The sequence below is a fragment of the Rossellomorea aquimaris genome (assembly GCF_008180865.1).
GTDB lineage: Bacteria > Bacillota > Bacilli > Bacillales > Bacillaceae_B > Rossellomorea > Rossellomorea yichunensis.
The window spans coordinates 816,075-830,370 of the sequence record NZ_VTEX01000001.1 but is presented as its reverse complement, the minus strand read 5'-3'; the positions used below and the strand labels follow the sequence as shown (position 1 = coordinate 830,370).

The 14,296-nt window shown below is 40.2% G+C and carries 14 protein-coding genes and 3 other annotated features; of the genes, 7 read left to right on the top strand and 7 right to left on the bottom strand.

The features are described 5' to 3' along the window. Positions 1 to 14 precede the first annotated feature (14 nt). The gene (locus FZC88_RS04080; protein WP_148993740.1) at positions 15 to 1,496 is read right to left on the bottom strand and encodes an esterase/lipase family protein; all 1,482 of its coding nucleotides are present in this window, start codon (positions 1,494 to 1,496) and stop codon (positions 15 to 17) included. A 287-nt stretch (positions 1,497 to 1,783) separates the two neighbouring features. Between FZC88_RS04080 and FZC88_RS04075 the strand changes: the two genes are divergently transcribed. The 3 genes from FZC88_RS04075 to FZC88_RS04065 all read left to right on the top strand — a co-directional run bounded on the left by FZC88_RS04075 (position 1,784) and on the right by FZC88_RS04065 (position 5,249). Continuing rightward, entirely contained in the window at positions 1,784 to 3,562 is a 1,779-nt protein-coding gene (locus FZC88_RS04075; RefSeq protein WP_148993739.1) for a dihydroorotate dehydrogenase, read from the top strand. 174 nt (positions 3,563 to 3,736) lie between these two features. After that, the gene (locus tag FZC88_RS04070) at positions 3,737 to 4,045 is read left to right on the top strand and encodes a PadR family transcriptional regulator (RefSeq protein WP_148969177.1); all 309 of its coding nucleotides are present in this window, start codon (positions 3,737 to 3,739) and stop codon (positions 4,043 to 4,045) included. Positions 4,046 to 4,064: 19 nt separating this feature from the next. Further along, on the top strand, positions 4,065 to 5,249 hold the full coding sequence (locus FZC88_RS04065; protein WP_148993738.1) for a chromate transporter: 1,185 nt from the start codon (positions 4,065 to 4,067) through the stop codon (positions 5,247 to 5,249). A 127-nt stretch (positions 5,250 to 5,376) separates the two neighbouring features. Here the strand turns inward: FZC88_RS04065 and pssA are convergent, their stop codons facing one another. After that, positions 5,377 to 6,051: a CDP-diacylglycerol--serine O-phosphatidyltransferase gene (gene pssA / locus FZC88_RS04060; protein WP_148969179.1), complete on the bottom strand. Its 675-nt coding sequence runs from the start codon at positions 6,049 to 6,051 to the stop codon at positions 5,377 to 5,379. Between the two features lie 179 nt (positions 6,052 to 6,230). Between pssA and FZC88_RS04055 the strand changes: the two genes are divergently transcribed. The 4 genes from FZC88_RS04055 to FZC88_RS04040 all read left to right on the top strand — a co-directional run bounded on the left by FZC88_RS04055 (position 6,231) and on the right by FZC88_RS04040 (position 9,680). Continuing rightward, positions 6,231 to 6,698 carry a DUF2062 domain-containing protein gene (locus tag FZC88_RS04055; RefSeq protein WP_187443494.1) on the top strand — a complete coding sequence of 156 codons (468 nt, stop codon included), beginning with the start codon at positions 6,231 to 6,233 and terminating at the stop codon, positions 6,696 to 6,698. A gap of 226 nt (positions 6,699 to 6,924) precedes the next feature. Continuing rightward, positions 6,925 to 7,149: a hypothetical protein gene (locus FZC88_RS04050; protein WP_148969181.1), complete on the top strand. Its 225-nt coding sequence runs from the start codon at positions 6,925 to 6,927 to the stop codon at positions 7,147 to 7,149. Positions 7,150 to 7,359: 210 nt separating this feature from the next. Further along, positions 7,360 to 7,569: a binding site (T-box leader), on the top strand. A gap of 93 nt (positions 7,570 to 7,662) precedes the next feature. After that, on the top strand, positions 7,663 to 9,390 hold the full coding sequence (locus FZC88_RS04045; protein ID WP_148993736.1) for an aromatic amino acid hydroxylase: 1,728 nt from the start codon (positions 7,663 to 7,665) through the stop codon (positions 9,388 to 9,390). Then, complete coding sequence (locus FZC88_RS04040) at positions 9,387 to 9,680, top strand: 4a-hydroxytetrahydrobiopterin dehydratase (RefSeq protein WP_148993735.1); 294 nt, start codon at positions 9,387 to 9,389, stop codon at positions 9,678 to 9,680. Before FZC88_RS04045 ends, FZC88_RS04040 begins: the two co-directional genes overlap by 4 nt. Before the next feature lie 148 nt (positions 9,681 to 9,828). Here the strand turns inward: FZC88_RS04040 and FZC88_RS04035 are convergent, their stop codons facing one another. From FZC88_RS04035 to FZC88_RS04015, 5 genes are all read right to left on the bottom strand, one after another. Then, positions 9,829 to 10,317: a GNAT family N-acetyltransferase gene (locus FZC88_RS04035; RefSeq protein WP_148993734.1), complete on the bottom strand. Its 489-nt coding sequence runs from the start codon at positions 10,315 to 10,317 to the stop codon at positions 9,829 to 9,831. 45 nt (positions 10,318 to 10,362) lie between these two features. Then, positions 10,363 to 11,091: a UMP kinase gene (gene pyrH, locus FZC88_RS04030; RefSeq protein WP_148993733.1), complete on the bottom strand. Its 729-nt coding sequence runs from the start codon at positions 11,089 to 11,091 to the stop codon at positions 10,363 to 10,365. A 194-nt stretch (positions 11,092 to 11,285) separates the two neighbouring features. Next, positions 11,286 to 12,509 (bottom strand): threonine--tRNA ligase, encoded by a 1,224-nt coding sequence (thrS, locus tag FZC88_RS04025; RefSeq protein ID WP_148993732.1) that lies wholly within the window; start codon positions 12,507 to 12,509, stop codon positions 11,286 to 11,288. Positions 12,510 to 12,560: 51 nt separating this feature from the next. Further along, positions 12,561 to 12,784, bottom strand: a binding site (T-box leader). Between the two features lie 33 nt (positions 12,785 to 12,817). Beyond that, positions 12,818 to 13,038 (bottom strand) — a binding site (T-box leader). 71 nt (positions 13,039 to 13,109) lie between these two features. Next, complete coding sequence (locus tag FZC88_RS04020) at positions 13,110 to 13,931, bottom strand: undecaprenyl-diphosphate phosphatase (RefSeq protein ID WP_148993731.1); 822 nt, start codon at positions 13,929 to 13,931, stop codon at positions 13,110 to 13,112. A gap of 45 nt (positions 13,932 to 13,976) precedes the next feature. Next, entirely contained in the window at positions 13,977 to 14,288 is a 312-nt protein-coding gene (locus tag FZC88_RS04015; protein WP_148993730.1) for a hypothetical protein, read from the bottom strand. Between the last annotated feature and the right edge of the window lie 8 nt (positions 14,289 to 14,296).

The following is a 14,296-nucleotide window of genomic DNA, read 5'->3' as shown; positions in this document are numbered from 1 at the left end:
AATCCCAACCTATCCTACTGTCCATAAATCTTCCCAGAATCATTAACGTAAATCGTTTTAATGAAGGTTCTTTGGAACGTATTTTTGTCCTTGCTTCCTTCTACATCAATGGTCACGTTATAAATTCCTTCTCCAAGCTTCGGAAGATTTAATGAGTCATTTTTTGGTTTCACCTTACTTTTCTTCAACTTACCATTCTTGTAATATTCAATTGTCATGTCAGTTTTATGCTTTACCTTACTGTCCTTAACTTTCAAATTGATTTCATCCTGTGCTAATTGGATGCTCATTACATCATTCATCGTGCTTTCAAAAGACACGTGTAAGAGATATTTTTCTTCTGAAGACGACGATGCATCAACCGTCCACTGCCCTGGTGCAGGATCATTTACGGTTACCGTATGGTGATACGCACCGTTAAAGTATTCACTTTCATCCTTTTTCACCTTGAAGATTGAACTTGTTTTTTGACCAGGATCTCTTAGGATTAATTGTGACGAAGGCTTATTACTAATCCAGTCAAATGTTACGGACAGAGCCCCTTGTTCTACAAAGACCTTTTCATGTTTCTTTCCAATATATTCTCCTCCTCTAACAAAAGAGGCAGCGTTCTCTGCAACATTTGTCTCGACCTCACTTTGCGGGTTAAACCCCGAGGTATTGGTCGCTTCATTCAAATAATTTCTGAACAAATTAAAGGTAGAGGAACCTTCTTTGATGGTCGAATGATTCCAATCCCCCACTCTCAGCTCTGTTCCATAGGGAAGTCTTGAACTATTGACCGTAACGGCACCATCGTTGCTTCCATAAGTACCCAGGTACAATCCTCCCCAATATAGTGAGCTTCCGAAGCTTCCCCATTTGGTCCCGCCAAACGTATAGATTGGATTTCCATTTACATTCGAATGATGATCCGTTTCAGAGCGGAAATAACTCATATACCCTGTTTGCAGTGAATAGGTGGCATCATTCTTACTTCCCAAAATGCCTGTCAACCACCCTGCCCAGCTGCTATAAGCAAGATCTGCCAGTTGGGAACCATAATGGGGTGTGGAAAGGGTGATCACCCTTGAGACATACGGATAAGCACCATAGTGTACAAGTGCTGATTGCGTATCGATTCCCCCTTTACTGTGGGCCACAACCACTACCTTTTCACCGTAGTAATTGTATATGTCGCAAATTTTCTGGGCAAGTAGGGCACCGTTATCCCACATATTCTTTGTTGGATACAGATCGATAAAAGCGGTTTCATAACCATTTTGATAGGCTGTGTCATACATATTATTTTCATTCCACCATGTGTTAGAAGAGCTATTTAATCCGTGTACAAAGAGGATAGGATGCTTGGAAGGGGCTACATACGAGGGAGTTGTACCTACATACCACTGCCCGGGAACTCCAGAAGGATCATCCTTACCGAATGAACCTGCATGGCCCCACGACGGCAGCAATAATAATAGTGCAAAAACGGTCATGCAAATCTTTTTAATCATACACTCTCTCCTTTTCCATTGAAATAAACCTGTAAAGTATATCGACGGAAATCAGAAGATATAACCGCTCTAATGGAATTAAGGAAGAAAGAACTAAAAAATGTTCTGGTCTTTCCCATAAACAATCATTATGAAATCTTTATTCACAATATTATTTATATCACGTTCTTTCTTCAAAAAAGTAATTCAATTGTTCACGTAACTGACTCCTACTTTAAATTCACCACCCACTCTATCAAAATCCCTGATAGAATGATGGTATTACAATATATTGCGAGGAATGTGCTATGCCTGATTGGTCCTATCACGGAATATTTAAACCCGCTTTATCCAAACTCCCTGCTTACATGTCGAGAGAGCTTATACATAGAGGAATGGGGACGATCGCTTCTCTCCCTCTGGGTCCTAACATCATCCATTTCCTAGGAAGAGAAGAGTGTTCCCCTCTCCTGTATCGACAAATCAAACGGATGGAATTTACCAACCCTGTTGGTCTCTCCGGTAAAATTGATCCCTTACTGACCGGAACCTCTGCCTTTATTCATTTAGGCTTTGGCTTTATAGAAATTGGTCCGGTGACTTTACAGACACCATCAGAATTCGCTTACCCTAATGCAGATCATAATGAGCAGCGTATACAGTTCTCGGACCCACTTGAATCTATTGGGTTAGAGAGGACTCTGAAGAAATTAAAGAAGATTAGAAAAAAACAGCCCTTCATCATAAGACTGTCGGGGACACCCCAGGAAATATCTATTATGATTGAAAAATTAGATGGATTTTCAGATGGTTATATTGTTGAAAGTGAAGAAATCCCCGCTACTATACATAGTGACAAACCGATTTTCATCTTAAATCCAACGTTAGAACTTCTTTACGAATTAAACGTCGAGGATATTACAGGAATCGTTGTAGAAGAAGATGAATTCAACGACCTCCTTTCAACTGTTCGTTCATACAAAAAAGCAATCCCGGCTCTATCAATCATCACTTCAGGTGGAGTTCGTGAACCAAGTCAGGCACTATCTCTACTAAGTGCGGGTGCAGACCTCCTTCTTCTTTCAGATGGTTATGTTTTTTCGGGTCCTGGTTTAACCAAACGCATTAACGAAGCATTACTGGATGATTTGAACGATCAGCTCCCCCCTCAAAAAGGATGGAAATCTTACTGGTATTTTGGTTTATTTATTTTTATAGGAGGACTCTTGGCCTTCCTATTTAGTTTAACGTCGGTGATTCTGCCCTATGATGAACATTATTTGGGGATGAAGAGGGAATCGATTGCTGGATTCAACGACCGTATTGTAAAATTTATGGCTCATGATCGGATGACGTTAGCAGGAACTATGATTTCAGGAGGGATTGTGTATATGCAGCTCTCCTTCCATGGTGTCAGGAGAGGTCTCCTATGGGCCAAACAGTCCATAGATATTGCCGCTATTACAGGATTTCTGGGAATTTTCTTATTTATCGGGTATGGCTATTTTGACTGGCTTCATCTTTTATTTTGGCTCATATTGCTACCCTTTTACGTATATGGCTGGATTCATACAAGGGGCATAAAAGGAACTCCCTCATCTCGAAATCGAAGAAATCATAACATATGGATGCAATCCCTGTATGGTCAACTTGCATTTGTCGTACTTGGATTTTCTTTTGTTCTTGGAGGTCTTGTCATTTCTTACTTTGGGGTTACTTCTGTTTTTGTTCCGACAGATCTTCTTTACCTCTGTATGCCACCGGAGATTCTTCATGAGTTCAATCAGAACCTCATTCCCGTAATTGCACATGATCGAGCGGGATTCGGCAGTGCTTTACTAAGTGTGGGATTACTAGTCTTAACTCTCTCACTTTGGGGCTTTCAGCAAGGAAATAAGTGGGTATGGCGGACCCTTCTGATAGGGGGGCTTCCTGCCTTTATTTCGGGGATATATATTCATTTTGCTATCGGGTACACCTCGTTTATCCATCTTCTGCCCGCCTACTTTGCCATTGGCTTATTTTTGATTGGCTTAGTCAAAACCTATTCATTTTTTTATCAAGATATAGATATTGATGAACGGTAGCTGTATCCATTGCGGATATGGCTTTTTTACATTCGTAAATACCTTTTGTTAAGAGTTTGTAAATTTGCCGTCAAACCTTTGAATCAGCACACTTTTCATGTTACAGTCTTTGTATCATATTTTGATATCGACTTTCGATATTGGATTTCGATTTGAATATTGGGAGGTGTTTATTTGGAAGACAAAGTATTACGGAAACTCTTTCTGGGGTTTATCCAGATCCATATACTCCATCATGCCAAAGAAGAGCCAATTTATGGTACGTGGATGTTAGAAGAATTAAGAGAACATGGATATAGCATAAGCTCCGGTACACTGTACCCTATTCTTCACTCAATGGAGACTGACGGACTACTAACAAAAGAAGAGAAAAACGTGGAGGGAAAGATCAGGAAGTATTATTCGACTACAGATAAAGGCAATAAAGTACTCAGTGAAGCACGTGATAAAGCCTATGAGCTATTTAAAGAAATCAAAGACTAACAAAGAAGGTGAAATTATAATGAAAACATCTAGAAGTTTAAAGTCCCTGATTGAAATACTGTTTATTTCAACAAGGTTGGGGCTAACATCTTTCGGTGGGCCGGTTGCCCATTTAGGATACTTTCATGAAGAATATGTTCGGAGACGAAAATGGATGGATGAAAAAAGTTACGCAGATTTGGTCGCTCTTTGCCAATTTCTCCCCGGTCCTGCAAGCTCTCAAGTCGGAATGGGCATTGGTATCATGCGGGCAGGAGTTCTTGGAGGAATTGTTTCATTTATAGGCTTTACACTCCCTTCTGTCATTGCATTGATTCTTTTCGCCATTATTCTTCAAGGATTGGATGTGGCAGATGCCGGGTGGATCCACGGGTTAAAGATTGTCGCAGTTGCAGTCGTTGCTCATGCTATTTTAGGAATGGCAAAAAAGTTGACGCCTGATTTAAAACGAAAAGCGATTGCATTGTTTGCTTTAGTGGTCATTTCATTATGGCAGACAGCGTTTTCACAAATTGGGGTCATTCTTCTTTCAGCTTTCATTGGATTTCTACTCTTTAAACAACATAAACCCGACGATGAAGCCCGAATTGACTTCCCGATTTCTCGTAGATTCGCAGTGATTTGTTTAGTTATATTCTTCGGCTTACTATTTCTTCTTCCGTTCTTAAGGGAATTGACCTCCCTTGAATGGATCGCTTTATTCGATAGCTTCTATCGTTCCGGGTCATTGGTTTTTGGTGGAGGTCATGTTGTCTTGCCTCTGCTTGAACGGGAGTTTGTTCCTACCGGATGGTTAACGGAAGAAGCGTTTTTGGCAGGGTATGGTGCAGCCCAGGCGGTTCCAGGTCCTCTCTTCACCTTTGCAGCTTATATTGGTGCTGTGATTGATGGGTGGCAGGGAGGATTGCTTGCGACTTTCGCGATTTTCCTTCCAGCCTTTCTACTCATTTTAGGGACGCTTCCATTCTGGGATTCCCTCCGTAGAAATCCTAAGATAAAAGGCGCGCTGATGGGAGTCAATGCCGCTGTCGTTGGAATTCTGATAGCAGCTTTTTACCACCCCATTTGGACTTCATCCATCCTTGCTCCACTGGATTTTGCCTTTGCTTCAGTTTTGTTTAGCATGCTGGTCTTTTGGAAACTTCCACCTTGGATCGTCGTGATGACAGGAGCAGTGGGTGGACTCGTTATGGGTTTTATATAAGTCGTTAAGTTGACTTTGTAAGGGACCTGGTCCTTGCATTTTGATATTATGAATTTTAAGGAAACGGTTTTGCATAGTGGAAAATAAAAAATGATCCGGGCAATGAATGCCTGGATCATTTTTATTTTTATCTTTTTATGAATCGATACGTCAGATATGCGATATACAGGGGTGTGGCAATGTAAATCAAATAGGGAAACTGCTCATAGGTCCCTTTGTAGATGACAAATAGCAATGCTCCAATGAAGAGAGTCACGATCGTTCCGTACTTAGGTAAAGGCACTTCCTTGAGACTCGGGATTCGAATACGGCTCACCATGAGAAAGCACATTGCTGTGAAAATGACCGTTGTTACGATATTCGGTATAAAGTCTCCAAACAGGGTGAGGAGCGCCAGGATCCCACCTGCTGCCGTAATCGGAACCCCTACAAAATAATGAAGAGACGATTTTGGCGGACTGGTATTGAACCTTGCCAGGCGATAGGCTCCGAATAATGGAAATAACCCTGCCACGATAAATCCTAATAATCCAAATTGAAAGAAATATGTATAATACACAAGAAAAGAAGGTGCGACTCCGAACGTGACAATATCGGCTAATGAATCCAATTCCTTTCCTAGTACACTATCCGCTTGCAGCATCCTCGCCAGTCTGCCGTCCATGCTATCAAGCATCATGCCAATAATAATTAGTATCGCTGCGTTTTTAAATTGTCCGCTAGCGGCAAACCCAATTGATAAGAAACCGCAGTACAGATTTCCCAACGTGACCATATTGGGTATTTTTTTCGTTAGTTTCATCTTTTATCCTCACTCTACCAAAAATTCTATTACTTCTAGGATACCATGTTACAGATTTTCTTAAAGAAATGTTGTGAAAAAACTTCTAAAAAACCTTATGAAATTTTATATTTAGAAAACAGAATGTTGACCATACTATTTACTGAGTATGAAAGTAAACGATAATGGGTGTTGATCTCATGATTAGAAAAAAGCTTCGTCAATGTAAATGTCTTACTCTTAAACTATTGCGTCTTAAAGATAACTCCCACAGTATTGCATTAGGATTCACGTTTGGATTATTAATCAACTTCGTCCCCTCTTTTGGCATAGGTCCATTCATTTCCACAGCAATTGCAAAGGTGTTTAAAGGCAACTCATTCGCTGGATTAGTAGGAGGGGTTTCCTTGATTTGGGCTTTCCCTTTTTTCTTTTACTTGAATCTTGTTGTAGGATATCTCTTCTACCCCATTGATGTAATCGATCCGTCAATAGACTACTCCAGTGAAGCAGTAGATGTAGGGCTGCAATTGGGGAAAGCATTTTTTATCGGGATGTTCATCAATCTCCCCATTTTCGGCATCCTCACGTACTTCATCATGAATTCAATAGTTAGAAAATACCGGGAGACGATGCTTACGTATGTGCATAAGAAGTGGAACTTATAGTTTATTCCACTTTGTCTTTGTCCAGATATTCTCTGCGAAAAAATAATTGTTACTGAAACTCTCCTCTTTATTTAGAAAACATGAAACTCTTTTATGTTTTTATTCGTATATTCTTCTAAGAAGATTCTATCTTAACATTACCACACTATATACTAATCCACCTCGTGTTTTGTTATAATTTAACTATTAAGTAACGAATACGATTAGGAGAAAAAGGAGGATTGTCATGACTGGAACCATTGCTGTTATCATGATCTTTTCAATACCCATCCTCGGAATCATAACGGACCATTTCCAAAAACAATCCAAGCTGAAACAAAAAATGATAGAAGACCAACTCGAACTGGAAAAACTGAAACACGAAAATTTTGTGATTGAAACCCAGAAAATGAGACTGGAATTAGAACAGATGAAACTTCAGGATCACCAGGAAAAAACACAAATTTTATAACTAATAGCGCCAGGTTTTTCTGGCGTTTTTTATCTGAGGGGCTATTTTTAAGCACGTTAACTTCAGTTTTATTTCTGACATATTCCTTTAATTGAAATTACCAGCACCTTTATTCATTCATAAATAAACATCATATACACGTAAAAAACCCCCTTGACTTTAACGCATAAAAGCGTTTAAGATATAAAGCATCTTGATCATACATATTTGTGAAGAGCTGTGATGGATTTGAAGTAGTGATCTCCTCCCTGTTATAGAGAGCTAGTGGTGCTGGGAACTAGTACATAGGAAAATCATGAATTACGTTTCTTGAGCTTCTTGTTCTGTAGTGGAACAAGACGGTTATTGTCCGTTATCAATTCGAGTGGTAGGCAATTTGCTTACAACAAGGGTGGTACCGCGATCTTTTTCGTCCCTGCTGATTTATTCAGCAGGGATTTTTTGTATGTATCTACTTTCGCGCATAAAAGCGTTTAAGCACTAAACAATATCTTGAAATAAGGAGAATTTAATATGAACCAAACCATTCCAAGTCATTTACGCCAATTTGTAGCTGAACAACATTATCATTCATATACCCCTATCGATCATGCCGTGTGGCGTTATGTGATGAGACAGAATCATCACTTTCTTGAAGATACCGCACATGAAGCTTTCACTGAAGGATTAAAAGCCTCCGGTATTAACATACACGAAATTCCTAAGGTAAGTGATATGAACCGGCACTTAGCGAAAATTGGCTGGGGCGCTGCAATTGTAGACGGTTTGATCCCTGGTACAGCGTTCTTTGATTTCCAAGCTCACGGTATTCTCCCAATAGCAACAGATATTCGTCAAAAATCGAATATCGAATACACCCCTGCTCCTGATATATTGCATGAAGCAGCCGGACACGCCCCCATTCTGTTTGATGAAACCTATTCCCGATTTGTAAAGATAATCGGCAATATCGGAGCGAACGCTTTTGCCACTGAAGAAGAACACGAAGCATTTGAAGCAACCAGGCATTTATCCATTGTGATGGAGGATCCATGCTCCACTGAGAAAGAAATTGAAGAAGCAAAGCAGGTGTTAATTGAAAAGCAAGAGGCCGTTTCCGGTCTTTCTGAAGCAGAACAAATTTCACGAATCTTTTGGTGGACTGTCGAATTCGGATTAATTGGTGATTTTCATCAACCGAAGATCTTCGGTGCAGGACTGCTTTCATCGGTTGGAGAAAGCAAGCACTGTTTATCAAGTGAAGTGATCAAAAGGCCGTTCTCCATCGAAGACGCCATCCATACCAGCTATGATGTTACCTCCATGCAAACTCAATTATTTGTTTGTGAAAGTTTCGAACAACTCATTGAAGAAGTCGAGAAATTCGGAGAGACCATGGCTTTCCGTAAAGGTGGAACAGAAGCTATAGATAAAGCGATTCATTCTAATCAACTTGCTCATATCGAATACAATTCAGGATTACAAGTCACCGGCATCTTCAAAGAAGTCATAAAAAATGAGCATGGTGAAGCTATCTACGTCAAAACCGTAGGACCTACTTCACTTTCCATCCAAAACGAGCAACTGGATCATCACGGGACAGATCATCATGCTGATGGCTTCGGTGCACCAATTGGTATCCTTCAGGATGGTACCATTCTTGAGAACCAGACCGAAGCGGATTTAAGGAAGCTTGGCATTGAGATGAATAAAATGGTGCAAATCACATTTGATGGTGAGATTGAAGTTTCTGGACATGTGACGAATATCGTCTTTCACCATCATCATCTTGTTCTCATATCAATTGATGAATGTATGGTGACTTTGGGTGAACACGTTTTATTCCACCCTTCATGGGGAACTTACGATTTGGCAGTAGGCAGTGAAATCGTTTCAGCACGGCCACATGCGGCAGATTATGATGCTTTCTTCGGGGACACACCTCTTATCGAAGAAAAGGATGGCGGATCTCATGATTTTACGCCATTGGACAGTCTCTTCAGAGAGGTAAGAGAACTGAGAGAAGTAGCCTTTTCTAGAGATCTTATTCATAGTATAGTAGGCAGGCTGAAAGATGATTTCCCTGAAGAGTGGCTGCTTAGACTTGAAATTATTGAATTACTGCAGATTCACGAGCCAGGATCTCAGTTAAAGGAAGAGATTCTGAAAGACTTATATGCTTTAAGTAAGCAGGATCGGTTTGCACGTCTCATTCAAAATGGCCTTGATGTCATTTATGGAAGGAAAGGAGTAATGGTATGAAGAAGTTAAGTGAAGCTGCCATTTCTCATAAACTTGAAACTCTTGAGAAATGGCGCATTAAAGAAGAGAAATGGATTGAACGGCGCTACCGGTTCAGAGATTACCTTGAAGGAATACGGTTCGTCAACAAACTCGCAGAGGCAGCCGAGGAAAGGAATCACCATCCTTTTCTAACGATTCAATACAAATTGGTTATTGTAGAGTTGACTTCCTGGAGTGAAAATGGTCTGACAGATTTGGACTTTGAAATGGCCAATCAGTATGAAAAGCTCTATAAGGAAATGGTGTAATCAAAAGAGACGGTCCCAAGCGGCTGTCTCTTTTGTTTATAGGACCTTATTCTAAATACTCATCCGTCACACTTGAGTTTTGACTGGTACACAGCACATATCTCATCTAGCTTTTCCGGATCAAATCTGTTATGAATCTTGATATCCATTATGCTCTCCCTATTCTTTGTTTACTAAGGGGATAACTCATTTTAATAAATTCATAGCAACTTCCATTTGTTTCTTGAATGAATGCTCCTATGGGAACGAAGCCGACTTTTTTATACACCTTGATCGCACGATTATTGAAGGCTGCTACGGACAAAGTCAAGGTTTCAGGAGCATACCTCGCGATTGAGAAATCAACTCCCGCCCTCGTGAACGCTTCTCCCTTTCCCTTTCCTGTACGATTCGGATGCATGCCTAAACCGATATCAATAGTCGACTCAATTAATTCATTAAATGTGTAAAAACCAATCATTTCCCCTTGATCAAGTACAGCATAGGTTGTGTTTCCACGTTGATCACCATCTAAGAATTCTGCCAAATCCTCTTCATCTGCTGTAAGATCATAAAATGCATATTCCCCATCATATTTCCAGTTGTAGGCAATATCCTCAGCTTGCTCCTGAGTTATGATTTGAAAAGAGAAATCCATCTTTTACTGCCCCCATCTTTGTTTATGTAAATAAAATGGCCATTCTCAAAGTCTCGTCTCTTCATGGTTGATTAGCGTCCCCCGCTTCTGACCGGAGCAAATTTCCAACATGATTCCTGCCTGGTCGAAATTAAAAATGTGTACAGGGAGTTTATAGTCCCTTGCTAAAAGCAGAGCTGATTGATCCATGACTTTAATATTATTCGTTACAACGTCATCATAATTTAAATTATGGTACATCTTCGCCTTTTTATCCTGTTTAGGGTCACTTGTGAAAACACCATCGACTCCCTGCTTTGCTACCAGGATAGCCTCACTATTCGTTTCGATGGCTCGCTGAACGCTGGGGTAATCCGTCGTCACAAAGGGTTGACCGTTTCCTCCACCGAATATGACAATGTATCCTTTGTCAAGATGGTGAACGGCGCGAAGGCGAATATACGGTTCTGCAACCGTTGAAACAGGGATTGAAGTCATCACCCGAACTTCTTTGTCGGTCTTACTTTTCAACACACCTCTAAGCATCAAACTGTTGATGATGGTTCCGAGAGTTCCGATACTATCCGCTTCTACCCGCTCTATTCCCCAAGTATCTGCCAGACTTCCTCGAAATATATTGCCACCGCCCACAACTATGGAAACTTCAATCCCCATATTGACGATCGACATGATTTCGCCCGCAATGTGATCAAGCTCTTCAGTGCCAAAATTATTTCCTTCCTTATCCGCCAACGCTCCACCACTTAATTTAATTAATACACGCTTGTATCTCATCTATATTCCTCCCCTGGACATAAAAAAAGAACTAAAAAGGGAATGAATACCCTTTTAGTTCTTTTTATAGGGGAAGAAATGCTGAAATATGATTGACGATTGATTAACATACCTTCTCCCCCTCTCGCACTATTCAGAATTTTCCTTCTCTCATTGTATAGAAAATACAGGAAATGTTCAAGTGGATTTTTCATTTAGTTCTCCTTACCACCCAAGCCCTTTACCTCTTCTTGTAATTTCAACATAACCTCTTTTATCTTCAACATACCTATGTTTCCTTCCTTCCTCTTACGTAACGAAATAGTATCACTCTCGACCTCCTTATCTCCTATTACCATCATATAAGGAACTTTTTGCATCTCTGCTTCTCTGATTTTCATACCGACTTTTTCTATACGATCATCGATTTCTACCCTAAACCCTTCTCTTTCTAAATGAGACTTCACATCTTGAGCATATTGGAAATGTGCGTCGGAGATCGGAAGGATTTTGACCTGGTGTGGGGCTAACCAAAGCGGAAAATCTCCTCCGAAATGTTCAATGATGATTGCCATAAAGCGTTCGATTGAACCGTATATCGCTCGATGAATCATAATCGGTCTGACTGTTCGATTATCTTCCCCAATATATTCACACTCGAATTTTTCAGGCATTTGAAAATCAAGTTGAACTGTTCCACATTGCCAGCTTCGACCAATGACGTCCAATATATGAAAATCTATTTTTGGCCCGTAGAAAGCACCGTCTCCTTTATTAACATGATAATTGACACCTCTCTCTTTCAGCACATCTTCCAAATCTCCTTCAGCTTGATCCCATAATGCAACGGAGCCCATAAAATCTTCCGGACGAGTCGAAAGCTCAACCTTATAGTCAAATCCGAATTTACTATAGAAAAGATCGATCAGATCCAATACTTTATGAAGCTCCGACCGAATTTGATCTTCCCTAACAAATAGATGAGCATCATCCTGAGTGAAGGAACGGACTCTCAATAATCCACTTAATGAACCCGATAGCTCATGTCGATGAACCAATCCCAGTTCACCGTATCGAAGGGGTAACTCCCGATAACTTTTTCTCTTGCTTTTATAGATTAATACTGCCCCTGGACAACTCATTGGTTTGATCGCATATTTCTGATCATCTACCTCTGAGAAATACATATTCTCATGGTAATGATCCCAGTGACCTGACTTTTCCCATAGCTCCTGCTTCATCATAATGGGAGTTCTAATCTCCTGGTATCCAGCTTTCCGATGTTCCCTCTTCCAAAATTCTTCTAACTCATTTCGTAATAGCATCCCTTTCGGTAAATAAAAGGGCATCCCGGGTGCCTCCTCCATCGATACAAACAGCTCCAACTCCTGACCTAATTTCCTGTGATTTCGTTTTTCCACTTCAGATTGAATTGACATTTTGTTTCCTCCTAATCATTTTATATATATAAAAAACCGCATTCATCCCTGTCAAGGGACGAATGCGGTCGTGGTACCACCCTAATTCCGGAGTGCTAAACAAAAGCCCTCCGCTCAAAGTTGATAACGGTTTTCCCGATTATGGATACTGACGTTTCACCATAATAGCTCCGAGGTGGTAAATCCTTTCCTTTTCTTCAGGGCTCTCAGCCATGTGACCCTGTTCTCTGGTAAGAAAAACAGCAAATGATTCGTGTCCTCTTCATCACTTTATTATTCAATTAATAAAAAACCGCACCCATCCCTAACCAAGGGACGAGTGCGGTCGTGGTTCCACCCTAATTCAGAAGTGTAAAATATTACTCTTCGCTTAAGTAAGATAACGGTTTTCCCGATTATGGATACTGACATTTCACCATAATAGCTCCGAGGTGGTAAATCATTCTTTTCTCTTCAGGGCTCTCAGCCGGTGACCCTGCTCTCTGATCAAGAAAAACGGAATGAATCATGTCCTCATCTTTGCTTTCGTATAGTATATTCAATTTAGAATAAATTTGTTATTGAAATTATATGGTAGTATTTTCTAACTGTCAAGAGTGTTTAAATAAAAACAAGAAAAATAATTGCGACTAGAACAAGTCGGTAGATCGCAAAAGGAATTAGCTTGATTTTATTAATCACCTTCAGAAAAAAGTGTATCGACAGATAGGCAAATAGAAATGCACTTAAGAACCCAACCAATAGAAACGGTAAAAACTCAGGGGTAAAATACATCCAGTTCTTCATAAGAGAAAGCGAACTTGCTCCCAACATAATCGGAACCGCCATAATGAATGTGAAATCTGATGCTGCCCGGTAGCTTAATCCAAGTAAAACTCCTCCAGAAATGGTCGATCCAGACCGCGAAAAACCTGGCCATAATGATAAGCATTGAATAAGCCCGATCACCAGCGCTTTTTTATGTGTTATCTGATCGACGTTCTCCACTGTGACAATCTTGGGACGAAACAAATCCGCTGCAATCATGAGGAATGCACCGATTGTTAAACCAGCCATGACCGTATTAAGCGAAAAAAGATGCTCATCGATATAATCCTCAAATAACAAGCCTAGAATCACAGCAGGAATTAATCCAGCCAGTATATGTGTTAATTTTAAGTTGGATGATTTATTTGCGGTACGGTGTTTAAATCCGAGTAAATCTTTAAATCTTTCTCTAAATACAATGACAACTGCTAAAATTGAGCCTAGTTGGATCACAACTTTGAACGTATTTGCTGGATATTTACCCAATACTTCTTTCGATTGGATCCATAAATCGTCTACTACTATCATATGGCCAGTGGAAGATACAGGAGCAAACTCCGTTAACCCTTCGACCATTCCCAATATAAATGCTTTTATTAACATGATGACGTCCATTTATCATTTCTCCTCTATCTTTTAATCATGCTGTGAATATGACAGTTATGAAAGATAGTTGGAGTGATATTTCACGATGACCCCAAACCCGGTTGAATCACCACGATAACGGGCATATAGTCCTTCATAGGAAAGAGTCAGAGGAATTAGAGGCAGAATTCTTTTAAAAGGAATCCTGCCTTTATCTTCTATTTTCTTCATCACAAGAGAAGGATTTAATGAGAAAGAATCATCGTCAAGATAGGCAATCTGAGCTTGATCCTGAATGACTTCATCTCCCCTATGAGCCTGAATATCGTTCATCTGCTGGAAAAATTCAAAAGAGCAAAATAGCACAAGCAGCATAATTTTCTTCACTCTCTTCC